This window comes from Streptomyces sp. NPDC001594 (genome assembly GCF_042893675.1).
Classification (GTDB): domain Bacteria; phylum Actinomycetota; class Actinomycetes; order Streptomycetales; family Streptomycetaceae; genus Streptomyces.
This window is the reverse complement of the sequence record NZ_JBIAVB010000009.1, coordinates 322,027-347,019: the sequence shown is the minus strand read 5'-3', so window position 1 is coordinate 347,019 and position 24,993 is coordinate 322,027. Positions and strand designations below refer to the sequence as shown.

Genomic DNA, 24,993 nt, shown 5'->3' with positions numbered 1-24,993 from the left:
CGCAGCGGCAGCCGAGGAGGAGACCGCGCAGCATCATGATCGCTACACTAGTCACACCTCAGCTCCTCAGACAACCTGATTGGTGGCCTGCTCCATGTCCCTCAGCGCCCTGCGCCCCAGCCCGCTCGTGGAACAGGCCGCGCAGCACCTGCGCGAGCAGATCACCGCCGGCCACTGGCCGGTCGGCACGAAGCTGCCCGCCGAGACGGCCCTGGCCAAGGCCCTCGGGGTGGGCCGCTCCACGGTGCGCGAGGCCCTGCGCGCCCTGGCGGGGGCCGGCCTGGTGCAGGCCCGGCAGGGGGCGGGCGTGTTCGTGATCGCCGCCGAGCCGGCCGAGGACTGGCCCACCCGGCTGCGCCGGTCGGCCGTCGCCGACGTCTACGAGGTCCGGATGTTGATCGAGGTGGAGGCCGCCCGACTGGCAGCCGGACGCCGCACGGACGAGGACCTCGCCCAGCTCCGCGCGGCCCTGGAGGGCCGCCGCCGGGCCGCGGCCGGGAGCACGGCGGAGTTCGTCGACGCGGACATCGCCCTGCACGCGGCGGTCGTGGCGGCGGCCGGCAACCCCGTCCTCACGAGCCTGTTCGCCGAGTTCGTCCCGGCCCTGCGCCAGGGCCTGGTCGACCTCGTCGACCTGCTGGGCCTGCGCGCCGACGACCCCAACCACGGCGACCCCGGACACGCCGCCCTCGTGGAGGCCATCGCCGCGTCGGACGCCGGGGCCGCCGGCGAGGTCCTGCGCGAGGAGCTCGAACAGACCCTCGCCCGGCTCCGCGCGGCTTGAGGCCGGCCGCCTGGACCCTGACCTCGGACGCCGCCGCCGGCCCGGTCCGTCAGGCGCGGCGCGGAACGTACGCCAGCCCGTGCGCGCCGGCTTCGCCGAGCTGGCCCGGCGCGTGGCGGCCGAGCCGCGCCCCGCCTGCGCCTCAGGCCCCGTCGCACACGGGCCCATCCCCCCGCCATCGCGGCGATGGGCCTTCGGGGGCATGCGGGGCGTAGCCGGGGGTACGACCGGCTCCGTACGGGGCATGATGACCGCGGTCGAGGAACGGATGGCGGAGATGATCCGAAAGCTGCAGGCGGTCGCGCTGGACTGTGCCGATCCGGTGCGCCTCGCCGAGTTCTACGCCGCACTGCTCGGCGGCCGCGTGGTCGCGGACCCGGACGATCCCGACTGGTTCGAGGTACACGGGTTCGAGGGCACGCCCCTGGCCTGCCAGCGCGTCGACGGGTACCAGCCGCCCGCATGGCCCGGACAGGAGCGCCCGCAACAGCTGCACCTCGACTTCGACGTCGACGACCTCGAAGCGGAGGAGCGCCGGGCGCTCGCGCTCGGGGCGACCGTGCTGGAACGGACCGACCGGTTGCGCCCGGACGCCAACTGGCGGGTGTACGCGGACCCCGCGGGCCATCCGTTCTGCCTCTGCCTGCACTGAGCCCGCCGGGGGAGGGGGCGAGGGCGCGCGGGCGGCCTCGGCGCGCCCGTACCGCACGCCTTCCCGCGCCCCCTGGGGCCCGTGTTCGACTGTGCCCCTTCCGACAGCAGGGGAGCCAGTCATGGAACAGTCCCGCACCGGACGCCGCACCGCCCGCCGACTCCTCGCGGCCACGGCCGGGGCCACCGCCGCCCTCGCCTTCTCGCTCGCCACGGCCCCCCAGGCGGCGGCCTCGGCGGGCGGCTGCACCGCCTCCACCGGGCCCGGCTACGTCTGCGTCAACGTGGACGGGTCGGGCCTGCGCGTCAACAAGGGCAACGTCGTGCGCACCAAGCCCGACGGCATCTGCAACTACCGGGCCGCCCTGGTCGCCAAGTACCCCGGCAAGTCCGACACGTACTACTGGGGGAGCTACCACAACGGCTGCGTCTACGGCCGGGCCTACGTGGACGTGACGGTCCAGTGGACGCTCGCCGACGGGGTCCGGATCTGCGGCTACTTCTACGAGGGCGGAACCCTGCAGCCGGGCCAGCCCTGTGTCACCGTCCGGCGCTGAGGCAGGAGGTCCGGCCGCCGGACCGCCTCACCCCGGCTGCGGCGCGACGCGCAGGACGACAGCCGTTCATGCCTCTGCTCCCTCAGGCGAATCAGTATCCTGATACAGGCGATGTGCCGACCGTAGGGATATCAGCGACCTGAGCCGACCAAGGGAGCTGATACATGGTGAGGGGTTGAGGGGCCGATGAGCGATCCGACGGCCGACCCCGGGGCCGCGGCCCCGGCCCAGGACCACCTGTGCGGCCGCATCCGGCGCGCCGAACAGGCCCTGATGGCGCACCACGAAGCCGTCCTGCGCGGCCACGGCCTCACCATGACCCAGTACACCGTGCTGCTCGCGCTCTCCGCGGAGACGGACCTGTCCGGGGCCCAGCTCGCCCGGGCCTGCGGCGTCACCCAGCAGACCATGGCCACGGTCCTGACCGGCCTGCACAGGAAGGACCTCATTGCCCGGACACCCTCACCCGTCCACGCCAAGGTCCTCCTCACCTCGCTGACCGGAACGGGCCGCACCGTGCTGGATCGCGCCTACCAGGAGGTCATCGTGCTGGAACGCGCCCTCACCGCCGCCTTCGCCCCCGAAGAGCACGCCGCCCTCTGCGCCCTCCTGGAACGCGCCACCTCGGTGCTGGCCGAGCAAACCCCCCGCCGGCGGTAGCCGCCACGACTGAACCGGCCCGCAGAGGGCAGGCGCCGATCATGAGCGCCGTTTCCGCGGCGGAGGGAGATGACCATGAGCCCGGCCGTTCCCCGTGACCCCGAGGCCCTCAAGCAGCTCATCACCCGGGAGGTGGCCCTGCTGCGCGCCGCCGCCGGCCGCTCGGCGGGCGTCCGGCCGGACGCGGCGGGCCCGAGCGGGTCCGATGACCCGGTCGCCTGCCCCTGCGGGGGCAGCCCCGACCGCGGCCACGCGTGTGCGGACGGCGCCACGGACCACGATCCCTGGGCCTGCGTCTGCGCGACCCTCCCGGCCATCCCGGTCTCCGCGGCCCTGCTGGCCCCCGTCGCCGACGAGCACGGCCGGACCGAGGACTTCGTGATCCGGGCCGGCAACCACATCCGGTCCGCCGCCTGGCTCGACGCCCCCGACCGGCAGGTGGGAAAACGCCTGCGCGAGGTCCGCCCCGGTGTGGACGGCACCGGACTCCTGGAGAACCTCAAGGAGGTCCTGCACACCGGCCGCGCGCTACGGGGCTTCCCCGTGGACTACACCGAGCGCCGGCCGGACGGCCTGCACCGCACCAAACTCCTCTACGACGCGGCGTCCTGCTCCGGCCAGGTCCTCGCCACCTGGCGGCCGGCCCAGAACCCGGCCGAACTGATGTCGCTGGAGGCCCAGTACATCGCCTCCATGGGCTGGGCCCACTTCGACCTCCTCTCCGGCGAGACCACCTGGTCCGAGGGGCTGAGCACCATCTTCCGGACCGCGCCGGGCCGCCCCCTGGGCCTGCTCGACCTCTGCGACGCGGTGCTGCTCGACGACGTGCCCCGCTGGGCGCGCCTCCTGCGGGCCCTGTTCGACGGGGAGGAGCCCCCCGGCTCGGACATCCGCTTCAGCGTGTACGGAGACGTCCGCTCCCTCCACGTCATCGGCCGGCCCGTCATCTCCACCGACGGCATGCCGTGGGCCCTGCACCTGATCGCCCGCGACCTGACCCCGGTCGTCCGGGGCAGACAACGGCTCGCCGCCACCCGCCGCCAGAGCGAGCGGCTGCGCGACGAGGCCGCCGCCGAACACCGGATCGCCGCCGCGCTGCGCGAGGCGCTGCTGCCGACGCACTCCTCGGAGATCGCCCGGCTCGGCTACGCGATCGCCGCCGCCTACCTGCCGGTGGAGGAGGAGGCGGCCGTCGGCGGCGACTGGTACAAGTGCCGCGCCCTGCCCGACGGCCGCATCCTGCTGGCCATCGGAGACGCGTCCGGGCACGGGCTGCCGGCGGTCGCGCGCATGGCGCAGCAGCGGCACGCCCTGGCCGGTCTGGCCCACACCCCGGGCAGCGACGCCGGGCAGCTGACGACCTGGCTCAACGAACTCGTGTGCGCCGACGCCTCCGCGCAGACCGCCACCGCCGTCATCGGACACCTCCACGGCGACCGGCGCCTGGTGTGGGCCTGCGCCGGACACCCGGCGCCCCTCCTGCTGCACGAGGGCACCGCCACCGCCCTCGGCACCGGCCACCGGGGACCGCTGCTCGGCCTGCTCCCGGGGGAGGCGTACGAGACGGCCGAGGCGGTGCTGGAACCGGGCGACCTCCTGCTCCTCTACACCGACGGGCTGGTCGAGCGGCGCGGCGAAGACCTCGACGACAGCATCGACGCCCTGCGCGGCCACCTCGCGGACTCCGCCGGCGGTGACGCCCGGCAGACCCTGGACGCGGTGGTCGCCCACTACGCCGCCGACCAGCTGGAGGACGACACCTGCCTGGTGGTGGTGCAGGCCCTCTGACGGCGGCCGGGGTTCACCGCTCCCCGTGGCCCGGGCCGTGGCCCGCGGTGTCCCAGGACGCGGCGGTCCCGTGGCCGCGCCGGAACATGGCCTGTTCGTACGCGGCGAGCGCGGCCTCGATGCCGTTGGGGTGCGTGGCCAGGGCCCGGCCGAGTTCGGCGCCGTCGAGCAGCGCGAGGTTGGCGCCCTCGCCGTTCGGGGCCGCGAGGTGGGCGGCGTCGCCGAGCAGGGTCACCCCGGGCACCCGGTCCCAGCGGAGCCCGTCCGGCAGGGCGTGGAGGGGCCGCAGGAGCGGCGGGGTGTCGCTGTCGGTGATGAGCGCCGTGAGTTCGGGCGCCCACCCGGCGAACTCCCGCGCGATCCGCGCGGTGGCCGCGGCGGCGTCGGTGAAGTCGACGGCGGCGAACCACTCCTGCGGCTCCGTCAGCCCCACGTAGGCGTGCAGGGTGTCACCGCTCTCCCGGTGCGTGAAGATCGCCCTGCCGTCCCGCTCCGGGACGATCGTCGACCCGCCGCCGACGGCCTTCGCCGTGGCGGGGTGGCGGGTGCCTGCCTCGAAGAGGTAGGTCTCGACGACCGAGGTGCCGGTGTAACGGGGTTCGGCGGGGGTGAGCAGCGGCCGTACCCGCGACCAGGCGCCGTCCGCGCCGACCAGCAGGCTGGTGACCAGGCCGCCGCCGTGGGCGAACGTCACCTCGTGGCGGCCGCCGCCGAGGGGGCGGACCTCCCGCACCTTGTGGCCCCAGCGGACGGTGCCGGCCGGGAGGGAGTCGAGCAGCACCTGCCGCAACGCCCCGCGCTCCACCTCGGGGCGCCCGCCCGTGCCATCGTCGGGCCGGTCGAACACGACGGTGCCGTCCGGTTCGAGGACCCGCATCGCCTGGCGGCCTTCGAGGACGATGGCGTGGAACTCGTCCATGAGACCGGCGGCTTCGAGGGCGAGCTGCCCGTTGTAGTCGTGGATGTCGAGCAGTCCGCCCTGGGGGCGCGCGGACGGGGAGGGCTCGGCCTCGTAGACCGTGACCGGGACTTCGTGGAGGTGCAGGACGCGGGCGAGGGCGAGTCCGCCGAGTCCGGCGCCGATGACCGTGACGGGTGCGCGCATGATGGCTCCTTGGGGAGGGGCCCCGTTGGCGGGGCCGGCCGTCTCTGCGGCAAAGGTGTCGTGCGCCACCGACGTGTCCCCGACAGCGGACCGACGGCACCGGCGACATGCCGACAGGGCGGGCTGTCGGTGCCCCCTCCTACCATCAAGGGGGAGACACCGTACGAGGGACGAAGGAGCGAGACGGTATGGCGATCGCGAGGCCGGGCAGGCCCGAGGACCTTCCGGCGGCCGAACTGCTGTGGGCCCGCTGGGCGTTGGCCGCCGTCATGGAGGCCACCGCGGAGGCGGAGACGCTGGGGGTCCACCGCACCGGGATCTGGATCGACGCAGCGGGCCTGCACCTCGACGACTGCGGCTGCACCTGGTGGACCCTCGCGCCGAGGGGACAGGGGCGCTACGTCCTGTACGGCGAGGACGAGTCGAGCGGCGTCAAGTGGCACGCCCCCTCGATCGACATGCTGGCGCAGGCGCCGGACTGGCTGCCCTTCGAGCGGCTGCGGGACCTCCTGACGGGCATGGAACTGGGCTGCGTCTACTGGTACGAGAACGGCTCCTGGGCCCGCGCCCCCTACCCCGACCGGCTCCGGGACGACGGCCTGGACTGCGGGATGAGCCGCTTCGCGGTGCGCGAGGAGGCGCTGGACCTGCTCGGCCTGCCCCGGCGGACGGCGGAGGAGCTCCTGGCCGCGGCGGAGGCCGGCCGCCTCACCGCCACGGCGGTCGAAGCGGCGCTCGACGCGGGGGAGGAGCAGCCCGCGGAGGACCGGCGGGCCGTGCTCCGCGCCCTGGAACGCTCCGGCCTGACCGCCCGCGCCCAGGCAGGGGCCCGGCGTTCATAGGAAGATCGCCGGGTAGGGTGCAGGCGCTTCGCCCCGATGATCTCGTCGCCGAGGAGGCCGTCCCGTGGAACCCGTCACGCTGATCACCGGTGGCTCGACCGGAATCGGCGCCGCCACCGCCCGCGCGCTGCTCAAGGAGGGCCACCGCGTGGCCGTCACCGGGCGCGACGCGGCCAAGCTGGCCGCCTTCGCCACCACGGCGGGGGCGGGTGGCCGACTGCTGACGATCACCGGCGACGCCGCCGAAGCGGAGGACGTCGCCGCCGCCGTCCGCCACGTGCTGGACACCTGGGGACGGCTGGACAACGTCATCGCCAACGCCGGTTTCTCCCTGCCCGGCAACCTGGAGACCCACGCCCCCGAGGACATGCGCGCCATGGTCCTCACCAACGTCCTGGGCCCCGCCCTGCTGATCCAGGAGACCCTGCCCCACCTGAGGGCCGCCAAGGGCCGCATCGTGATCATCGGCTCGGTCGCCGGGGTCCGCCACACCCCCGGCAACCTCTACTCCGTCACCAAGTGGGCCGCCCACGCCCTCGCCGAGAACACCCGCCTCCTGGTCGGCCAGGACGGGGTCGGCGTGACCGTCGTCGCGCCCGGCGTCGTCGACACCCCCTTCTGGCACGCCCGCGGCGGCACCCCCGACGCAGCCGCCACGATGACCGCCGAACAGATCGCGGACACCATCGTGTTCGCCGTCAACCAGCCCCCCGGCGTGGACGTCAACCACATCACGGTGCGGCCGACGGGACAGGTCGGCTGAGGCCGGGCTCCCGGAGGAGCGCGGGATATCCGGTGGCCCGGCGGACGCGGTGACCCTAGGGTTCGACCATGACGATCATGACCCCCCACGCCGTCGACCGGGCCGTGTCCCTCACCGCCGAGGCGCTCCGGAAGGTGGCACACCTCGACTGGTCCGCCCCCGCCGCCGGGCTCGACTGGAGCTGCTACGACACCGCCGTGCACATAGCGGGCGACTTCACCGCGTACGCGGCCCAGCTCACCGGGCGGGCCAAGGGCGGGTACGTCCCGTTCGAGATCAGCGCGGACCCTGGCACCACCAACGAGGGCCTGATCGAGGTCATCGAGGCCACCGGAGGCCTGCTGTCGGCCGTCGTGGCCGTCGCCCGGCCCGGGGACCGGGCCTGGCACCCGTACGGGATGGCGGACGGGGACCGCTTCGCGGCCATGGGCGTCGTGGAGACCCTGCTGCACACCCACGACATCCTGGTCGCCCTCGGCACGCACGGCTGGGAGCCCGACGCCGCCCTGTGCGAGCAGGTGCTCGACCGCCTCTTCCCGCAGGCGCCGCGCACCGCCGGCACCCCCTGGGAGGTCCTGCTGTGGGTGACCGGCCGGGCCCCGCTCGGCGACCTGCCGCGCCGCACCGTCTGGCGCTGGTACTCCGACCCCGTCGAGACGGAGCGCGTCGTCCTCTGCGAGATCTCCCCGCAGGTCGCCGCCGATCTGCACGCGGGCGGCACCGGCGGCTTCGCCTGGGCGGCCGACGGCCCCGGCGAGGGCACTCGGGCCGCCTCCGGGATGGTGGTCAAGGCCAGGGAGCAGGGGACCTACCGGCCGGGGTGGGGCCCGTACGTCATCGTGCGCAAGGACGACCGGCGGGGGATCGGCGGCATCGGATTCCACGGCGCCCCCGACGCCGACGGGAACGCCGAGGTCGGCTACGACCTCGTACCGTCGGCCCGCGGCAACGGCTACGCCACCGAGGCGCTGCGCGGGCTCGCGTCCTGGGCCTTCGGCCAGCCCGGCGTGACCACGCTGCACGCCTCGGTCGACCCGGACAACGCCCCGTCACACGGCGTGGTCGGCCGCGCGGGCTTCGAACGCACCGCTTCCTCCGACGACGACGGCTGCGCCCGCTACACCCTGCCGGCACCCCGAGCCTGACCGCCGCCGGCCCGGGGCCCCGGTTCCCGGCCGGGGTCCGGCGCCCCGTCGGGGGTCGGGCTTCAGGCTCGGCCGAGGAGTCCCGTTCCGGCGGTGGTGTCGGTGCGGGCGGTGAAGAAGTCGCAGAACGCGGCCACGAACTCCGCCTCCTCGACCCGTCCGTCCCCGTCGGCGTCCAGTTCCCGGAAACCGTCGTTCAGTTCGGCCGGGTGCACCCGCGGCCCCCCGAACAGCAGCCGGTACTCGTCCGCCCCCAGGTAGCCGCTGCCGTCGCGGTCGGCGGCCCGGAACAGCGCCCGCACCGCCGGTACGAGGCCCTTCTCCAGGTACGCCGGGTCACGGTCCACCCCGGCCAGCATCGCGGAGACGAACTCCCCGCACTCCACGCCCCCGTCACCGTCGGAGTCGGCCGCCTCCCGGAGCCGGGCCCACCAGTCCTCGAAGGCGGCGTACACCTCGTCCTCCCGCTCGGCGGGCAGTTCGAGCCGCCAGCACATGGTGTGCACCATGGCCTGCAGGTCGGCGGAGTCGACCCGGCCGTTGCCGGTCTGGTCCAGCACCCGGCGGAAGAACGCCTCCAGCCGGGCCGGCCGCGCGTCCACGCCGCTGCGCGCCCGCGGCACCGACCGACGCGCCGGCGCGGGGGCGCCGCTCACCGACCGGCGGCGGTAGCGCACCCGGTCGGGGGCCAGGGCCATGGCGTGGCGCAGCCCGTGGTGCAGCGTCCACGACAGCGCGGCGCCCGCAGGCCCGCGGGAGGTCCCGAACCTCTCGTGCCAGGCCGGCGGCAGATCACTGACCGTGAGGGTGGTCACCGCCCGGGCGATCACCACCCGCAGCAGCGGCCAGGCGGGCGCCAGCCGGCCCAGTCGGCGCGGGACGGGGGCTTCGCGGAGCAGCCCGTGGAGCATGTGCCGGACCTCGGGTCCGTCCTCCAGGACCTCCCGGACGGTCCGCTCCACGTACGCCGGGACCTCGGCCGCGCTGCCCGGGAGCACCTCCCGCGTAATCCCGAGGGCGGCACACACGTCCAGGAACTCCGCGTACAGCACGTCGAGTTCGGCGGGCGTAAGCGGATGCCCGGACAGCTCGCGCATGGCGGTCATGGACTCGTACAGGGTCACCATCACCCAGCCGCGGACCTCGGGGTCCTGCGCGCTGTACGCCCGCCCGGCCGCGTCCGTGCCCTGGATGCGCCGGTGCGTCCGCTGGAGGCGGGCCACCTCCAGGCGCCGTTCCTCGGGCCCGGCGAAGAACAGCCGGCTGCCGCTCTCCATGGTGTGCTCGATCCGCCGCCAGGGGTGGGCGCGGTAGGTGGAGTACCGGTCCATGCCCGCGGCGACGACGGGATGGGCGATCTGCAGCACGAGCAACCGCCAGGCCACGAGCGCGATGCGGCGCTCGCCGAGGGTCCGCTTCAGGAGGGTCTCGGCGGCGGGTAAGGCCGCAGGGGGCACGGAGGGCACGGGGGTCACAGGACTCACAGGGGGCACTGAAGTTTCCTTTCGGCGCGGGAGCCACAACACCCCTACAACGCCCCCGCCGCCCGTTCGGCCGACCCGGACCCCGGCGTCCATCCTCACGGGCGTTCCCCCGAACGCCCGCCCGCCCCCGCCCCGGAGGTCCCGCGTCGCCCGGCGTGCGTGCGGGGCGGCGGAGTCAGGGGCGTTCCGGCGTTCCCGGGGAGCCGAAGCGTGCCAGGTAGTGCCAGACCCGCTTGACGGCCTGGGGGTCGAAACGGTCGCTCCCGGCGGCCTCTCCCACGATCCGCGGATCGAGCACGCCGTCCTGCGCGATCTCCGCCCCCAGGTCGACGAACTCCTGCCCGCGGTAGCCGGGATGGCGCCGCAGTTCCCCGACCGTGAGCCGGAACCCCGCGTGCCATTCCACCGGGCAGCCCAGGCGCTGGGCCGCGGCCTCGACCGGCGTCCCCCGGAAGCAGGGGTCCAGGACCAGGGCCTCCACGTGCCGGTCCAGGCGGACGGGGCCGTGCACCTGGGCCTCGACGTAGTCGTCCAGGGCGTCCTGGTCGTCGGCGAGGGCGAGTTCGAGCAGACCCATGCGGGCCGCTACGCCGAAGTGCGAAGGTTCGAGGAAGCTGTCCGGGTAGCAGAACGTGGTCCGCTCCAGCGTGCCGGCCGCCAGCCGGAAGTGCGCGGAGCCGAAGCGCGGTGCCCCGCCGACCGGCTTGTGGCGGAAGTTCAGCGCGCCGTACACGGGCCGCTCGTGCGCGGCCGCGTCGTCGTACGCCCCGGCGAAGATCCGGCTCTCCCAGCGCCACCGGTCACCGCCGGGGTGGGCGGTCAGTCCGCCGTTGCCGGTCCCCGTGACGAACTGGGAGCGGTACACGCCGTCCTCGGCCAGCGCGTCCAGGATCGCCGTGCCCCGGAGCGGCCGGTCCGGGTGGAAGTTGAGGGTCACGCGCAGCGCGGGGTCGACGGGAGGGCCCGACGCCAGTTCCGTGACGTGCCGGAGGGCCCGTTCCCGGGGCGTCCGCTGGGAGGCTGTGTGGTCCATCCGCCCAGTGTCGCCCCGTGTGATCATCCGGCGCACGCGGGATTTCCCCGGAGCCCCGCGCCCCGGGCCCGGGATTCCGCTCTCAGGCGGTGGTCAGGGCCTCGGCGGTCGTGGCGTCCAGGGCCCCGAGGTAGTACGTGCGGACGGTGACCTCGGGGGCGGCGTCCGCCGGCTGCTCCAGGGCCACCGCCGCCGCGTGGTCCGGGCCCACCGGCACGTCCCGGACCGTCCAGCCCGACGGCCGGGCGGGGGCCCCGACGCCGGGATCGCCGAGGTAGTCCAGGTCCGGGCTGCGGCCCACCCCCGTGCCGAGCCCCTTGAGGTAGGCCTCCTTGCGAGCCCACAGCCGGGCGAACACGGCTGGCCGCAGGGCCGGTTGGGCGGCGTGGACCGCCCGCCGCTCGGCCGGGTGCAGGGCCTCGCCCACGCTGGCCGCCCGCTGCGGGTCCGGCAGCGCCTCCACGTCCACGCCCACCGGGCGGCCGGCCACCGCGATCAGCACCAGGTCGCCCGTGTGGGACAGGGAGAAGTGCGGAGCGCCGACGCCCGCCAGGGCCGGGCGGCCGTGCGGTCCGCCGCAGCAGGGGCAGGAGCGGCGCACGAACGTCAACTCGCCCGGCGCGACGCCCTCGTAGGCGCACAGCACCCGGCGCAGCGCGAGGTGCGCGGCCACGTAGCGGTCCCGGTGCAGGGGGTACACGAAGGCGGCGACCCGGGCGCGTTCCCGGGCGTCCAGCGGGGACCGGTCGAGGACCACGGAACGCAGGGCGGAGTCCGGGACGTGGAACAGCCACAGGTCCGGCGCGTCCCCGGCCGGCCGGGGACGCGGCCCCGGCCAGGGGACGGGCGGCCAGCCCGGCGGAGGGCAGGACAGCTCCAGGTGGGACAGCACGCAACACTCCGGCGGGTCGGCGGCCAACAAGCTGTCCCGGCACGATAACCCAGCCGGGAGAACGGGAATCGATGGCCGGATACCGGCTGCGCGTGAAGCCGGCGTTCCGTGCGGAGCCCGTCGTTCCATGGGAATTGCGGAATTCGGCTTCGCGGAAAGGCCGAAATGCGTGCGGTTCACCCCGGGCCGGGAGGCTCGCGGTGGCATGTGCCTCGGCCAAGGTCCAGTACATTCTGGCTCAAATCGATTGGATCGGCCGTAAGTCCTCGGGGCGCATCCCCTACGATCTTGGTCACGCAGGGACATTCCGGCGTCGTACCGCCGGATGACCGGAGGCGGTTCCGCGAAGGAAGAGGGAAATGCGTTGGTGTTCACCGCTGGAATGGCGCAGGGCCCGGGCCTGATCCCGGACGACCCCACCCCCGAACTCGAGACCCTGCTGGGCGACGCCGCCGAAGCCCGGGCGGGCAGCGCGCGGGCCGTCCTCGTCAGGGGCCCCGCCGGAATCGGCAGGACGCGCCTGCTGACCCTCGCGCGGCAGCGCCTGGCCGCCGCCGGATGGACCGTACGGCAGGCCGCCGGCTTACCCGAGGGTCCCGCCCGCACCCGTACCGTGGACGTGCTGCTGCCGCCCCCGCCCGGGGCGCCGGCCGGCCCCCGCGACCTCCACCACGACCGGCAGGAGCTCCACCGCCGCGCCCTCGGCCTCCTCGCCGCCGGACCCCTGGCCCTGCTGGTCGACGACGCCCAATGGTGCGACGAAACCTCCCTGCGCCACGCCGAGTTCATCCTCCGCCACGCCGCCGCCCGGCCCCTGCTCCTGATCCTCGCGCAGCGCACCGACGCCCCCGGCCCCGGCACCCCCGTGCTCGCCGAGATCACCGCCCGGGGTCGCTGCACCCTCCTGGACCCCGTCCCCCTCACCGAAGCGGCCATCGCCCGCCTGACCACCGGGATCTGCGGCGCACCCGCGGACCAGCGGTTCGTCCGGCGCTGCGCCGAACTCACCGGAGGCAACCCGCTGCTGGTGGACCGGGTGCTCACCACCCTGCGCACCCTCGGCATCCCGCCCGGCGCGGAAGCCGTGCACCGGCTGGACGCCGTCCACCGGGGCGTGACGGCCGCCCGGGTCCCCGAACTGCTGGCCGCCGGCCCCCGCCGGGCCCGGCAGGTGGCCACCGCCCTCGCGGTGCTCGGCGAGGCCGCCCCCGACCTGCTCGCCGCGCTCTGCGGACTGGACGTCGGGGCCGTGACCTGCGCCCTGAAGGGCCTGCGCCGGATCGGGGCCGTCCTGCCGGGCACCCCGCCGTACATGCGCGAGGACGTCCGCGGCGTGGTCCTCGCCACCCTGTCCGAGCCCGGGCTGCGGGACCTGCGCATCCGCGCCGCCCGGGTCCTCAGCGACGCCGGACGCCCCGCCCCGGAGGTCGCCGAGCAACTCGCCGCGCTGGACCGGGCCGACGAGCCGTGGATGTTCGCCGTCCTGCGCGACGCCGCCGCCGAGGCGCCCACCCGGGCGACCGTCCGGGCGGCCGGCCGCTGGCTGCGCGGCGAGGCCGGCCGCGGCCTCACGGACGCCGAACGCGGCGGCCTGCACGTGGAACTGGCCCGCGCCGCCAGCCGCACCGTCGTCACCCCGGCCCACGCCCTCTGGCACCTGCGCCAGGCCCTCGCCCTCACCCCCGACCCGCGCCGGCAGGCCCCCGTGGCCGTGCAGTACGCCATGATGGCGCTCGGCACCCGCCGGGCCCCCGAGGGGATGCGGTTGCTGGAAGGGGTCCTGGAGGGTCTGTCCCGCCTCCCGGACGCCGGGGCCGACCCCGCCTGCCGGGACCTGCGCACGACCGTCGAATCCGCCCTGCTGGCCAGCGCCGTCAACGACCGGACGGCACTCCCCGCCGCCGGCGTCCGGGCCGCCGCCCTGCCCGTACCGACCGGGCACGGCCCGGCCGACCGGCGTCTGCTCGCGGCCCTCAGCGCCTTCGCCGCCCTGGACGGCGGATCCGCGGCCCGCGCCGCCGCCCTGGCCCGCCGGGCGCTGCGCTCCGACGAACCCGGCACCGCCGGCTGGGGGGTGTTCTGCTCCTCCGCCGTACTCGCGCTCGCCGACCGCGTGGACGAGGCCCTCGGCGCCCTGGACCGGGTGCTGTCGCCGGCGCAGGACCACCCCCCGCTGTGGCCCCGGCGGGCCGCGCTGGCCGGCCGCTCCCTGATCCTGCACGGCATCGGCGACGTCCCCGGCGCCGCGCGGGACGCCCGGGCCGCCACCGAGGTCAGCGGCCCGGCCGGAGCCCCGCCCCTGGCCCACCTCGCGCTGGGCTCCGTACTGCTCTCCCAGGGGGAGGCCGCCCGGGCCGGCGCCGTGCTCGACGGACTCGCCCGCACCGCGGGCCACTTGGACCGCAGCGTGTGGGAATGGCACCTCTACCTGTACGTCTCGGGGCGGGTCCGCCGCGAACGCGGCGACCTCGAAGGGGCGTTGGAGCTGTGGCGGCGGTGCGGGCGCAGCCAGGAGGAGGCGGGCGTCGCCAACCCGGTCCTCGCCCCCTGGTGGCTGCCGACCGCCACCACCCTCGGCAGGCTGGGCCGGGGAGCCGAGGCCGCCGGGCTGGTGGAGACCGCCGTGGCCCGGACCCGGGCCTGGGGCACCCCGCGCGCCCTGGGGCTCGGCCTGGTCGCGGCCGCCTCCGTCGTCGGGGGCCGGGCCCGTACGGAGCTGCTGGCCGAGGCGGTGGAGACCCTGTCCGGCTCACCGGCCCGGCTGGAACTGGCCCGGGCCGAATACCAGTTGGGCCGGGAGCTGCTCGCGCTCGGCGACGCCCGGGCCGCGCGGGGGCACCTGCGGCAGGCCATCGGGCTCGCCACCCGCTGCGGCTCCCACGCGCTGACCGCCACCGCCCGCGACACGCTGGTGACCGCGGGGGGACGCATGCCGCAGCTGGCCGTCGCCCCCGTGGACTCCCTGACGCCCAGCGAGCGCCGCATCGCCACCCTGGCCCAGCGCGGCCTCAGCAACAAGAAGATCGCGGAGGCGCTGTTCATCACCCCGCGCACGGTGGAGATGCACCTGACCAACGTCTACCGCAAGCTCGACGTCCGCGGCCGCGCCGACCTGCCGCGCGGCCTCGCCCCCCGCACCCGAGCCGCCACGTCCCGCCCGGCGGACGGCGTACCGTCCCCGCCCTAGGCGGCGCCCCCGACGCCCCGCCGCCAGACCCGCGCTCCGGGCGGCCGGCACCGCAGGCGGCGTTCCCGGGCCCGCGCCGCGTCGCGCCCGGCCCGGCGGGGCTCCGGGAGGCTCCGCCGACCGGACCGGACCGAGAGGTGAGGGCCCGCACGGGCCACGCGCGCCGGCTCTTCCGGCCCGGCCCGGGCCGCCACGTCCGTGCCGGTGCACGGCACACGCCGGAACGGGGAACCGATGCCGGGAGCGCTCCGGCGGAACGTGGCGCTCGGCCGCCCGGCCGGGCCCCGAACCCCGGGGCGGACGCGGGGCGCCGGCGACCGGCGGGGAGGCAGGGGAGCGGGGCATTCCCGTTCCAGGGGGAAGCCGGGGGGGGCCCAGTTCGGCTCCCCGTCCGGGTCCGGTAGCCCGGGCCCGGACGCGGTGCGCCCCCCGCGCCCGTCGCCGGCAGGAGGTGCGGCGGCGGGCGCGGGCGCGGGGAGCGGGGCAGTGCCGTTCCGGGGTGGAAGCCGGGGCGGGTGCGAGTTCGGCTGCCTGGCCGGGTGCGGTGGCCCGGGGCCGGACGCGGTGCGCCCCGCGCCCGCCGCCGGGAGTACCTGGCGGGGGGTGCGGGGGAGCGGGGTAGGCCCGGGCCGGTGGGGAAGCGTGCCCGCCCGGGGCCCCTGCCGGGCCGGCGGGGGAGGCCATCGACACGAACACGAGAGGACCGAGGCCCATGCCACGGACGACAGCCGCCCCGCCCGGACCCGGCGGCCCGGCGGTGCCCGTCGGGCGGGACGCCGAAGACCGGCTGCTGCGCGGCCTGCTGGCCGACCTGAGGCGCGGCCGGCCCGCGCTCGTCGAGGTCGGCGGGCCGCCCGGCATCGGACGCAGCACGCTGCTGGACCACGCCGCCGCCCTCGCCACCGACGCCGGCGTCCGGGTCGCCGCCGCGGCCGCCTCGCCCGAGGAGACCTGCCTGCCCCACGGGCTCGCCGCCCAGCTCCTCGGCCAGCTGCTCCCCGGGACCACCCCCGCCGGGCCGGACCTCCCGCACGACCGAGCCCGCCCCGGCGAGCTGTGCGCCGCCTTCCTCACCGCCGCCCGCGGCCGCCCCCTGCTGCTGGTCGTCGACGACGTCCAGTGGGCCGACACGCCGTCGCTGCGCGGGCTCCAGGCACTGGCCCGGCGGCTGGCCGGCGTACCGCTGATGCTGCTCACCTCCCGCAACGGCGCCGCCCCGCCCGGTCCGTACGACCGGATAGAGCCCTGCCCGCTGGCCGACGGCCGCTCCGTGGCCCGGCACGTGCTGGAGCTCCCCCCGCTGTCCGCCGAAGCCGTCGGCCGGGTCCTCGCCGACACCTGGCCCGGGTCCGTGGACGCCGCCTTCCTGGCGGAGGCCGTCCGCCGCCTCGACGGGAACCCCGCCCTGCTGCGGTCGGTCACCGCCCGGTTCGTCCGGCACGGCTGGCCCCCGCGGACCGCACACCTCGCCGACCTCGCGGAGAGCGCGGCGGAGGCCGTCCGGGAGCGCACGGTGCGCACCCTGCCCCTGCTGCCCGGGGAACTCCTCGGCGTCCTGCGCGCGATCGCCGTCGCCGGACCCGACTGCACCCCCGGCCTGATCGAAGCGCTGGCCCCCGGCCCCCGCGCCCCCGGCACGGCCCGGGCCCTGAGCCTGCTGTCCGGCACCGGGCTGCTCGCCGACGGCCCCCGCCCCGCCCTGCGCAGCGGGGCCGCCGCCCGGGCCGTCCTGGCCGGCCTCGGCACGGAGCCGCGGGAGGAACTGCACGCCCGGGCCGCCGCATGGGCCCACCGGGCGGCCCTGTCCGACCGTGCCGTGACCCGGATGCTGCTCGGCTCCGGCCCCGTCGGCGCCCCCTGGGCGGTGGCGGCACTGCGCCGCCGGGCCGCCGAGGAGCGGGCGGCCGGCCGGACCGCCGGGGCCGTCCGGCTGCTGGAACGAGCCCTGCGCGAGCCGGTGCCGGAAGCCCTGCGGGTCCGGCTGCTGACCGAGCTGGCCACGGCCGTGCTCCCCACCGCGCCCGACGCCGCGAGCCGCCACCTCTATCGCGCCCTGGACCCGCCGCCGGGCGCGGCCGGACCCGCTCCCGTCGACCCCGCCACGGTACGGGCCCGGCTGCGCGCGGCGGAACTCCTCGTGGCCCGCGGTGACTTCCTCACCCCCGCCGCCCGCATCGCCCGGGCCGCCGCCGGGGCGGAGCCGGGCTCCGCCGAGCACTCCGGGCTGCGGGCCCTGCACGCGTTGGCCGAACTGGGCCGTCCCGACCCGGAGGACGGCTGCGTGCCGCTTCCGGCCGGTTCCTGGAGCGGCCGGCCCGAGCGGGCCGCCGAGGCCGCCGTGGCCGCCTGGCTGACCGCCCAGCGCGGCGAGGACATCGGCGGGGCCAGGGCGCTCGCCCGGGCCGCCCTGGCCCCGGAGGCCCGCGCGCACGTCCCGCCGGCCGTGCGGGCGGCCGCGGCGCACGCGCTCGTCCTCAGCGGGGACACGGAGGAGGCGCGCGGCGCTCTCGACGGGATCCTGGTGTGCGCGGCACGGCGCGACGCCCGGCCGGTCGCCGGCGCGGCCCTGCTCGTCACCTGCCTCGCCGAACTGCGGGGCGGGCGGGACGCCGCCGCCTCGGAAGCCCTCGACCGGTGCGAAGAGGTCATGCCGGCCCGGTTGTGGCACCCCCTGATGGCGCCCGCCCCCCTCGCCCTGCGGGCCCTGCTGGACCTGCGCCGGGGGGACGCGGACGCCGCCGCCCGGATCCTGGAGACGCCTCTGCCGCCCGCCGCCGAGGGCGGTCTGGCCTGGGCGCACCTCCTCTACGCGCGCGGGCGGGTCCGGCTCGCGGCGGGCGAGCGCGACCGGGCCCTCGCCGACCTGCTGGAGTGCGGGCGCCGGCTGCTGGCCCGGCAGGCGGCCAACCCAGCCCTGCTGCCCTGGCGTTCGGCCGCCGCCCGGACCCGTGACCCCGACGACCCGCTGGCGGTGCGGCTGCTGGCCGAGGAACGCCGACTGGCCCTGCGGTGGGGCTCACCCCTCGCGCTGGCCACGGCGCTGGCTCCGCGCCCCGGCGGGGCCGGCACGCCCGGAGCGGCGGCCCGGGCCCGGGGGCGCGCCGCAGGATGGCGGTACCGGCAGGCGCTGGTCGCCCTCGGTACGGCCCCCGTCACGGGACAGCTCACGGTCGACTCCCTGCTGGCCGCCGACCGGACCCCGGCACCCTCCGCCCCGCACCCGGGCACACCCGCCCCGGCAGCCCCGCGCGACCCGCGGCCGGGCTCGGGGCCGGCCTCGGGGCGGTCCGGCCGGGCACGCCGCACCCCGCACGGCGTCGGGCGTGGCCCGGCACCCGCCGGCCCCCAGCCCCCGTCCGCGTCCGGGTCCGCCGGTACGGCACCGGCCCGCCTCACCGACGCCGAGTACCGGGTCGCGGCGCTCGCCGCCGACGGCCTGCCCAACCGGGCCATCGCCGGGGAACTCGCCGTCACCCCCCGCACCGTGGAACAGCACCTGACGAAGGCCTACCGCAAGCTCGGCATCCGGGGGCGTCCCCAGCTGGCCGCGGCACTCGAACGAACCGCTACGGAGGAACCGACATGAACGCCCTGCTCCACCGCCAACAGGAACTCGACCTGCTCACGGCGGCGTTGGACGCCACGGGGCACGGAGCGGGCGGCGGGTCGCTGACGGTGGTGACCGGGGGCATCGGCATGGGCAAGACCGCCCTGCTGCGGGCCCTGCCGGAGCTCGCCGAACGCCGGGGCGTCCGCGTCCTCACCGCCAGCGGAGCCCCGCAGGAGCAGGCCTTCGGCTTCGGTGTGCTCAGCCAGCTGCTGACCCCGCTGCTGCCCGCCCCCGGAGGTACCGTCACCCCGCCCGGGCAGCCGGCCGATCCTCCCGCCGGTTCCGAGCTGCTCGCCCTGGTCGCCGGACACGCCGACCGCAAACCGCTGCTCCTGCTGGTGGACGACCTCCACTGGGCCGACACCGCCTCGCTGCGCTGGCTCGCCCGGCTGGCCGGACGCCTGCCCCGGCTGCGCGTGACCCTGGTCGCCGCCCTGCGCGAAGGGGACCCCGGTGAGGACGCGCCCGGGCTCCACCACCTCACCGGCCGCGCGGCCCGCGTGCTGCGGCTGCGGCCGCTGTCCGTCGGGGCCACCGCCGACCTGGTGGGCGCCCGGCTGGGCCGGCCCGTGGACCAGGCCTGCGCCCGCGCCTGCCACGAGGCGACCGGCGGACACCCCCTGCTGCTCACGGCCACCCTCGACGCCCTGACCGCCGCCGGGCCCCCGGCTCACGGGGAACGGCTGCCCGACGCCCGGGACATCCGCGGGATCCGCCCCGACGCCCTGCGCGAACGCCTCGCCGTGGTCCTGCGCGGCCAGCGCCCCCCGGTCCGGCGCTTCGCCTCGGCCCTCGCCGTCCTCGGCGACCCTCCCGCCCCCACCGAGGCCGACGCCGCCCCCACCGGAGCCGACCCCGCCGCCGACACCACCCGCACCGCAGGGCACGCCGGTGACCCGGGCCGTGCCGGGCCGGCCGGGGAAGCCGGATGCACCGGGACGCCGTGGGTGCCCGGGGTGCCCGGCGACACCACCTGGGCGGAGGACCCCGTGGCGGGGAGGGGTGCGGAGACCGCCGGGGAGGACCCCGCCGGCCGGCTCGCCGGGCTGGACGCCACCGGGCGGGCCGAGGCGGTGCGGGTGCTGCGGCGGCTCGGGCTGTTGGCGGAGGGTCCGGTGCCCCGGTTCGTCCACCCGGTCGTCGCGGACGCCGTGGAGGAGGCGATGTCCCCCGCCGAGGCCGAGGCCGCCCGGCTGCGCGCCGCCCTCCTGCTGCACCAGGGCGGGCACCCCGCCGAACGCGCCGCAGCGCAACTGCTCGCCGTGTCCTCCTGTCCGGAGCCCTGGGCGCAGGAGGTACTCCGGGCCGCCGCGACCGCCGCCCTGCGCCGCACGGACCCGGAGGCCGCCGCCCGCTACCTGCGCCGCGCCCTGCTCCTCAGCCCGCCCGACGGACCCGCCCGCGCCGACCTCCTCGTCGAACTCGCCACCGTCGAACGGGACTTCGCCCCCAGGGCCGCCCTGCGCCACTTCACCCAGGCCCTGCTCCTCCTCCCGGACCCGGCCGGCCGCGCCCGCGTGGCGGGCCGGATACCGCCCTTCCTCCTCGCCGACTGCCCGCCCGCCACCCTCGACACGGTCGCCGGGACCGCCGCCGCGCTGGGCGACCCGGAGGGCCTCACCGGCGCCGACCGCCGCAGCGCCCTTCGGCTGGAGGCCCGCCTTCGGCACGCCGCCGTGGCAGGCCCGGCCGAACTGGCCGCCTCCGCCGACCGGCTGCGCGCCCTGGGCCCCCTCCCCCCGCTGGACGGCGCCGCCGACCGGGAACGGGTCACCGTCCTGCTGCACGGGGCCGTCCTGGCCCAGCGGGTCACGGCCGCCGAGGCGGTGCCCCTCGCCGAACGGCTGCTCCAGCACGAGCCGGCCACCCCCGGCCACGTCCACACCGCCCTGCCCCTGCTGACCGACGTCCTGGTCGCCGCGGACTCCCTCGCCACCATCGGCCCCTGGCTGCACACCGCCCACGACCGGGCCCGCCGCGACCACGCCACCGTCCCGCAGGCCCTGACCGCCGTCGAGCTCGCCCACCTCGCCCTCGCCCGGGGCGACCTCGCCCTGGCCCGCGTCCACGCCACGGAGGCGCTCGACCTGGGCGCCGCCGACTGGGCCACCCCGCGCACCCTGGCCGCCGTCTTCCAGGCCGCCCTGGAGGCCCGGGACGCCGCCCTGTGCGAACGGCTCCTGGCGGGCTCCCCGCCGGACCCCGCCCCCGGCCACCTCCCCTCCCTCAGGCTCCTCGTCCGCGGTTCCGCCGCCGCCCTGCGCCACGACCTGCCGACCGCCCTCGACTGCTACCTCGACTGGGGGCGCACGGCCGAACGGGCCCACTGGCGCAACCCGGCCGTAGCGCCCTGGCGCTCCTGGGTCTCCGCGCTCCACTACCGGATGGGCCGGCCCGGCCAGGCCCACGACCTCATGGACGAGGAGTACGCACGCGCCCTGGCCTGGGGCAGCCCGGTGGCCATCGGCCGCGCCCTGCGCGGCCGGGGCGCCGTCACCGGGGGCGAACCGGGGCTCGCCCTGCTGCGCGACTCCGCGGCCGCCCTGGAACGCACCGCCCACCTCCTCGAACAGGCCCGCACCTCCCTGCTCCTGGGCAGACGGCTGCTGACCGCCGGCCAGGAGGCGGAGGCCGAGCACCGGCTCACCCACGCCCGGGAACAGGGACTGCGGTGCGGGGCGCCCTGGATCGCCGACCGGGCCGGCCGGGCCCTGCACACCATCGCCGGCTGTCAGGGCGCGGACGCGGTCGCCGCCCTGACCCGCACCGAGCGCCGCGTCGCCGCCCTGGCCGCCCGCGGCACCTCCAACCGGGCCATCGCCGAACGGCTGGAGGTCAGCGCCCGGGCGGTCGAGAAGCACCTCACCCAGGCCTACCGCAAGCTGCGCATCGACGGCCGTGCCGAACTGGCCCCCATGGCACAGCTGCTGTCCCCGGAGGGCCCCTGAGCCCCCGGCGGGCGGCGGGGGAGGAGAGGGGGGCGGCGGGCGCCCGTACCGTACCGAACCGAAGCCCCCCGGTACCGCCCGTAACCGTACCCCCCGGCCCGCGCCCACAGGGTTAGCGCGCGCGGGATTGATTTCGTTGACACCTTTCACCCCGTCTCCATACCTTCGAGGTGGCGCTGATCGAACTGCGCGGACAACGCAGTTCGAATTGCAGCGAGCCTTGTCGAGGATGCGTTGACGCCGTGTTGAGGCCGCGTTTCCGAATCATTCGAGCCGTATTACGGCCGGCCATGGAAGGGCATGTATGAGCCAGGGTTTACCGGTGACCTTTTCCACCGTCCGGGACGGATACTTCAACCCGCCCCCGGAGACCCGGTCGCTGCGCCGGACCGAACCGCTGACCCGCATGGAATTCGCCGACGGCCATCTCGGCTGGCTCGTCACGGGATATTCCGCCGCCCGGGCCGTCCTCGCCGACGCCCGCTTCAGTGCCCGCGGTGAGCTCAAGCACCCGCCGGTCCCGCGCGCCGCGACCCTGGACGAGGCCCCGGCCGCGCCCCCCGGCATGTTCATCCAGCACGACGACCCCGAGCACCAGCGCTACCGCAAGCTGCTGGTCGGGCAGTTCACCGTCCGCCGCATGCGCCTGCTCACCGAGTGGATCGAGAAGATCACCGCGGAGCGGCTCGACGAGATGGAGCGCCTCGGCTCGCCCGCAGACCTCTTCGAGCACTTCGCGCTGCCCATCCCCTCCCTCGTCATCTGCGAACTGCTCGGCGTGCCCTACGCGGACCGCGCCTCCTTCCAGCACCACACCCACGTCTGGAGCAGCTTCGGCGAGTCCACCGAGGACGTCACCGCCGCCTTCCTGGAGCTCGGGGCCTACCTGGGCGGCCTGGTGCGCCTCAAGCGCACCGAGCCCGCCGACGACATCCTCAGCGGCCTGATCACCGCCGACCCCGACCTCACCGACGAGGAACTCACCTCGATCGCCTTCCTGTTGCTGGTCGCCGGCCACGAGACCACCGCCAACCAGCTCGCCCTCGGCACCTTCGCCCTGCTGGAACACCCCGAGCAGCTGGCCGCGCTGCGCGCCGACCCGTCCCTGATCGAGGGCGCCGTCGAGGAGAGCCTGCGCTTCCTCAGCATCGTCCACCACGGCCCCACCCGGGCCGCCCTGGAGGACGTGGAGATCGAGGGCACCCTCATCAATGAGGGGGAGGTCGTGATGGTCTCCCTCGCCGCCGCCAACCGCGACCCCGAGCGGTTCCCGGACCCCGAGTCCTTCGACGTGACCCGGCGCGCGGCCGGCCACCTCGGCTTCGGCCACGGCATCCACCAGTGCCTCGGCCAGCAACTGGCCCGCATCGAGCTGAGGGTCGGCTTCACCGCCCTGCTGGAACGCTTCCCGCGGCTGCGCCTGGCCTGCCCGCCCGAGGAGATCCGGCTCCGCCACGACATGCAGGTCTACGGCGTGTACGCGCTGCCCGTCGCCTGGTGAGCGGCGGCCCCCTGCGGGTCGCGGCCGACCGGCGGCTGTGCTGCGGCGCCGGCATGTGCGCCCTGATCGCCCCCGAGGTCTTCGACCAGTGCGAGGAGGGCCTCGTGGTCCTCCTCGACCCCGGGCCGCCCGCCGCCGCGCACGCCGCCGTGCGCGAGGCCGCCGACCAGTGCCCCTGCGCCGCGATCACCCTGCACACCGCCGGCTGACGCTCCCGCCGCCCGCCTCCCCCCGAGGCCGTCCCGCGCGCCGACGCCCTCCCGCACCCGCCGCACGCGGGCGTCCGCACGCCACCATCCGTCCCATTCCTCCCGAAAGTCAGGTACACACCGTGGAACAGCACCTGTCACGCCGCCGCTTGCTCGGACTGACGGCCCTCGGCGCGGCGGCCCTCGCGGGCACCACCACCATCGGAGCCCCCCGGGCCCTGGCCGCCGACCGCGCCGACGGCACCGCCTTCGTTCCCGCCGTCGTCATCGGCACCGGCTACGGCGCCGCCGTCTCCGCGCTGCGCCTGGGCGAGGCCGGGGTCCGCACGGTCATGCTCGAAATGGGCCAGCTGTGGAACCAGCCCGGCCCCGACGGCAACGTCTTCGCCGGCATGCTCAAGCCCGACAAGCGCTCCAGCTGGTTCAAGAACCGCACCGAGGCCCCCCTGGGCAGCTTCCTCTGGCTGGACCTGGCCAACCGCGACATCGACCCGTACGCCGGCGTCCTGGACCGGGTCAACTTCGACCAGATGTCCGTCTACGTGGGCCGCGGCGTCGGCGGCGGCTCCCTCGTCAACGGCGGTATGGCGGTGGCCCCGAAGCGCTCCTACTTCGAGGAGGTGCTGCCGCGCGTCGACTCCGCCGAGATGTACGACCGCTACTTCCCGCGCGCCAACTCCATGCTCCGCGTCAACCACATCGACAACGGCTGGTTCGAGAGCACCGAGTGGTACAAGTTCGCCCGGGTCTCCCGCGACCAGGCCCAGAAGGCGGGCCTCGGCACCGTCCACGTCCCCAACGTCTACGACTTCGACCACATGCGGCGCGAGGCGGCCGGGGAAGTCCCCAAGTCGGCGCTGGCCGCCGAGGTCATCTACGGCAACAACCACGGCAAGCAGAGCCTGGACAAGACCTACCTCGCCGCCGCCCTGGGCACCGGCAAGGTCACCATCGAGACCCTGCACCAGGCCAAGACCATCCGGCAGCAGAAGGACGGCACCTACCTCCTCACCGTCGAGCAGCGCGACGCCGACGGCCGGCTGCTGGCCACCAAGGAGATCTCCTGCCGCCACCTGTTCCTCGGCGCCGGCAGCCTCGGCTCCACCGAACTGCTGCTGCGCGCCCGTGAGACCGGCACCCTGCCGGAGCTCAGCTCCGAGATCGGCGCCGGCTGGGGCCCCAACGGCAACATCATGACCGCCCGCGCCAACCACGTGTGGAACCCCACCGGCGCCAACCAGTCCTCCATCCCCGCGCTCGGCATCGACGACTGGGACAACCCCCAGAACCCCGTCTTCGCCGAGATCGCCCCCATGCCGGCGGGCCTGGAGACCTGGGTCAGCCTCTACCTGGCGATCACCAAGAACCCCGAACGCGGCACCTTCGCCTACGACGCGGCGACCGACCGGGCGGCCCTGCGCTGGACCCGCGACCAGAACACCCCCGCCGTCAACGCCGCGAAGTCGCTGTTCGACCGCATCAACCGGGCGAACACGACGATGTACCGCTACGACCTCTTCGGCAAGCAGGTGAAGGCCTTCTCCGACGACTTCACCTACCACCCGCTCGGCGGCTGCGTCCTCGGCCGGGCCACCGACGACTACGGCCGGGTCAAGGGCTACAAGAACCTCTACGTGACCGACGGTTCGCTCATCCCCGGCTCCATCGGCGTGAACCCGTTCGTCACCATCACCGCCCTGGCCGAACGGAACATCGAGCGCGTCATCCGGCAGGACGTCACCGCCGCGTAACCGGCGGCGCGCGCAGGGGAACAGCACGGGGTCCCTCCCCGGCATGCCCGCACGCCCCGAGGCGCTGCGGAACCAGCCAGTCA

At 76.3% G+C, this 24,993-nt stretch carries 18 protein-coding genes; 14 read left to right on the top strand and 4 right to left on the bottom strand.

Annotation, left to right across the window (positions count from 1 at the left end; translation table 11 throughout):
• Nucleotides 1-94 precede the first annotated feature (94 nt).
• The 5 genes from ACFY0O_RS20280 to ACFY0O_RS20260 all read left to right on the top strand — a co-directional run bounded on the left by ACFY0O_RS20280 (nt 95) and on the right by ACFY0O_RS20260 (nt 4,440).
• Nucleotides 95-784, top strand: a complete 690-nt coding sequence (locus ACFY0O_RS20280) for a FadR/GntR family transcriptional regulator (RefSeq protein WP_388948193.1) — start codon at nt 95-97, stop codon at nt 782-784.
• A 277-nt stretch (nt 785-1,061) separates the two neighbouring features.
• Nucleotides 1,062-1,436, top strand: coding sequence for a VOC family protein (locus ACFY0O_RS20275; RefSeq protein ID WP_358899297.1), 375 nt, complete (start codon nt 1,062-1,064; stop codon nt 1,434-1,436).
• 121 nt (nt 1,437-1,557) lie between these two features.
• Entirely contained in the window at nt 1,558-1,992 is a 435-nt protein-coding gene (locus tag ACFY0O_RS20270; protein ID WP_388948191.1) for a hypothetical protein, read from the top strand.
• A gap of 186 nt (nt 1,993-2,178) precedes the next feature.
• Nucleotides 2,179-2,652, top strand: coding sequence for a MarR family winged helix-turn-helix transcriptional regulator (locus tag ACFY0O_RS20265; protein ID WP_388948189.1), 474 nt, complete (start codon nt 2,179-2,181; stop codon nt 2,650-2,652).
• 75 nt (nt 2,653-2,727) lie between these two features.
• Nucleotides 2,728-4,440, top strand: coding sequence for a PP2C family protein-serine/threonine phosphatase (locus ACFY0O_RS20260; protein WP_388948187.1), 1,713 nt, complete (start codon nt 2,728-2,730; stop codon nt 4,438-4,440).
• 13 nt (nt 4,441-4,453) lie between these two features.
• Here ACFY0O_RS20260 and ACFY0O_RS20255 read toward each other — a convergent pair whose 3' ends face one another.
• Complete coding sequence (locus ACFY0O_RS20255; RefSeq protein ID WP_388948186.1) at nt 4,454-5,545, bottom strand: FAD-dependent oxidoreductase; 1,092 nt, start codon at nt 5,543-5,545, stop codon at nt 4,454-4,456.
• Between the two features lie 188 nt (nt 5,546-5,733).
• Here ACFY0O_RS20255 and ACFY0O_RS20250 point away from each other — a divergent pair, with 188 nt between their 5' ends.
• From ACFY0O_RS20250 to ACFY0O_RS20240, 3 genes are all read left to right on the top strand, one after another.
• A complete protein-coding gene (locus ACFY0O_RS20250; protein ID WP_388948184.1) occupies nt 5,734-6,387 on the top strand; it encodes a hypothetical protein in 654 nt (217 codons plus the stop codon).
• 64 nt (nt 6,388-6,451) lie between these two features.
• Nucleotides 6,452-7,150, top strand: a complete 699-nt coding sequence (locus ACFY0O_RS20245; RefSeq protein WP_388948182.1) for an SDR family oxidoreductase — start codon at nt 6,452-6,454, stop codon at nt 7,148-7,150.
• A 68-nt stretch (nt 7,151-7,218) separates the two neighbouring features.
• The gene (locus ACFY0O_RS20240) at nt 7,219-8,295 is read left to right on the top strand and encodes a GNAT family N-acetyltransferase (RefSeq protein WP_388948180.1); all 1,077 of its coding nucleotides are present in this window, start codon (nt 7,219-7,221) and stop codon (nt 8,293-8,295) included.
• A 62-nt stretch (nt 8,296-8,357) separates the two neighbouring features.
• Here ACFY0O_RS20240 and ACFY0O_RS20235 read toward each other — a convergent pair whose 3' ends face one another.
• The 3 genes from ACFY0O_RS20235 to ACFY0O_RS20225 form a co-directional block, all read right to left on the bottom strand.
• Nucleotides 8,358-9,779, bottom strand: coding sequence for an oxygenase MpaB family protein (locus tag ACFY0O_RS20235; RefSeq protein WP_388948178.1), 1,422 nt, complete (start codon nt 9,777-9,779; stop codon nt 8,358-8,360).
• A 175-nt stretch (nt 9,780-9,954) separates the two neighbouring features.
• Nucleotides 9,955-10,812 (bottom strand): DUF3626 domain-containing protein, encoded by an 858-nt coding sequence (locus ACFY0O_RS20230; protein WP_388948176.1) that lies wholly within the window; start codon nt 10,810-10,812, stop codon nt 9,955-9,957.
• An 82-nt stretch (nt 10,813-10,894) separates the two neighbouring features.
• Nucleotides 10,895-11,704, bottom strand: a complete 810-nt coding sequence (locus tag ACFY0O_RS20225) for a 4'-phosphopantetheinyl transferase family protein (RefSeq protein ID WP_388948174.1) — start codon at nt 11,702-11,704, stop codon at nt 10,895-10,897.
• A 367-nt stretch (nt 11,705-12,071) separates the two neighbouring features.
• On the opposite strand from ACFY0O_RS20225, the gene ACFY0O_RS20220 reads away from it, so the two are divergent.
• The 6 genes from ACFY0O_RS20220 to ACFY0O_RS20195 all read left to right on the top strand — a co-directional run bounded on the left by ACFY0O_RS20220 (nt 12,072) and on the right by ACFY0O_RS20195 (nt 24,910).
• Nucleotides 12,072-14,891: a LuxR C-terminal-related transcriptional regulator gene (locus ACFY0O_RS20220; protein ID WP_388948172.1), complete on the top strand. Its 2,820-nt coding sequence runs from the start codon at nt 12,072-12,074 to the stop codon at nt 14,889-14,891.
• 712 nt (nt 14,892-15,603) lie between these two features.
• A complete protein-coding gene (locus ACFY0O_RS20215; RefSeq protein ID WP_388948170.1) occupies nt 15,604-18,477 on the top strand; it encodes an AAA family ATPase in 2,874 nt (957 codons plus the stop codon).
• The gene (locus ACFY0O_RS20210; protein WP_388948169.1) at nt 18,474-21,449 is read left to right on the top strand and encodes an AAA family ATPase; all 2,976 of its coding nucleotides are present in this window, start codon (nt 18,474-18,476) and stop codon (nt 21,447-21,449) included. Before ACFY0O_RS20215 ends, ACFY0O_RS20210 begins: the two co-directional genes overlap by 4 nt.
• Before the next feature lie 322 nt (nt 21,450-21,771).
• The gene (locus ACFY0O_RS20205; RefSeq protein WP_388948167.1) at nt 21,772-22,950 is read left to right on the top strand and encodes a cytochrome P450; all 1,179 of its coding nucleotides are present in this window, start codon (nt 21,772-21,774) and stop codon (nt 22,948-22,950) included.
• Complete coding sequence (locus ACFY0O_RS20200; RefSeq protein WP_388948165.1) at nt 22,947-23,159, top strand: ferredoxin; 213 nt, start codon at nt 22,947-22,949, stop codon at nt 23,157-23,159. Before ACFY0O_RS20205 ends, ACFY0O_RS20200 begins: the two co-directional genes overlap by 4 nt.
• Before the next feature lie 122 nt (nt 23,160-23,281).
• On the top strand, nt 23,282-24,910 hold the full coding sequence (locus tag ACFY0O_RS20195) for a GMC oxidoreductase (RefSeq protein ID WP_388948163.1): 1,629 nt from the start codon (nt 23,282-23,284) through the stop codon (nt 24,908-24,910).
• Nucleotides 24,911-24,993: the final 83 nt, after the last annotated feature.

Excerpts from the sequence above, each read along its gene's own strand:
- ACFY0O_RS20250 (WP_388948184.1), top strand. The coding sequence starts at position 5,734 with ATGGCGATCGCGAGGCCGGGCAGGCCCGAGGACCTTCCGGCGGCCGAA.
- ACFY0O_RS20240 (WP_388948180.1), top strand. The coding sequence starts at position 7,219 with ATGACGATCATGACCCCCCACGCCGTCGACCGGGCCGTGTCCCTCACC.
- ACFY0O_RS20265 (WP_388948189.1), top strand. The coding sequence starts at position 2,179 with ATGAGCGATCCGACGGCCGACCCCGGGGCCGCGGCCCCGGCCCAGGAC.
- ACFY0O_RS20215 (WP_388948170.1), top strand. The coding sequence starts at position 15,604 with ATGCCACGGACGACAGCCGCCCCGCCCGGACCCGGCGGCCCGGCGGTG.
- ACFY0O_RS20255 (WP_388948186.1), bottom strand. The coding sequence starts at position 5,545 with ATGCGCGCACCCGTCACGGTCATCGGCGCCGGACTCGGCGGACTCGCC.
- ACFY0O_RS20260 (WP_388948187.1), top strand. The coding sequence starts at position 2,728 with ATGAGCCCGGCCGTTCCCCGTGACCCCGAGGCCCTCAAGCAGCTCATC.
- ACFY0O_RS20275 (WP_358899297.1), top strand. The coding sequence starts at position 1,062 with ATGATCCGAAAGCTGCAGGCGGTCGCGCTGGACTGTGCCGATCCGGTG.
- ACFY0O_RS20280 (WP_388948193.1), top strand. The coding sequence starts at position 95 with ATGTCCCTCAGCGCCCTGCGCCCCAGCCCGCTCGTGGAACAGGCCGCG.
- ACFY0O_RS20210 (WP_388948169.1), top strand. The coding sequence starts at position 18,474 with ATGAACGCCCTGCTCCACCGCCAACAGGAACTCGACCTGCTCACGGCG.
- ACFY0O_RS20270 (WP_388948191.1), top strand. The coding sequence starts at position 1,558 with ATGGAACAGTCCCGCACCGGACGCCGCACCGCCCGCCGACTCCTCGCG.
- ACFY0O_RS20230 (WP_388948176.1), bottom strand. The coding sequence starts at position 10,812 with ATGGACCACACAGCCTCCCAGCGGACGCCCCGGGAACGGGCCCTCCGG.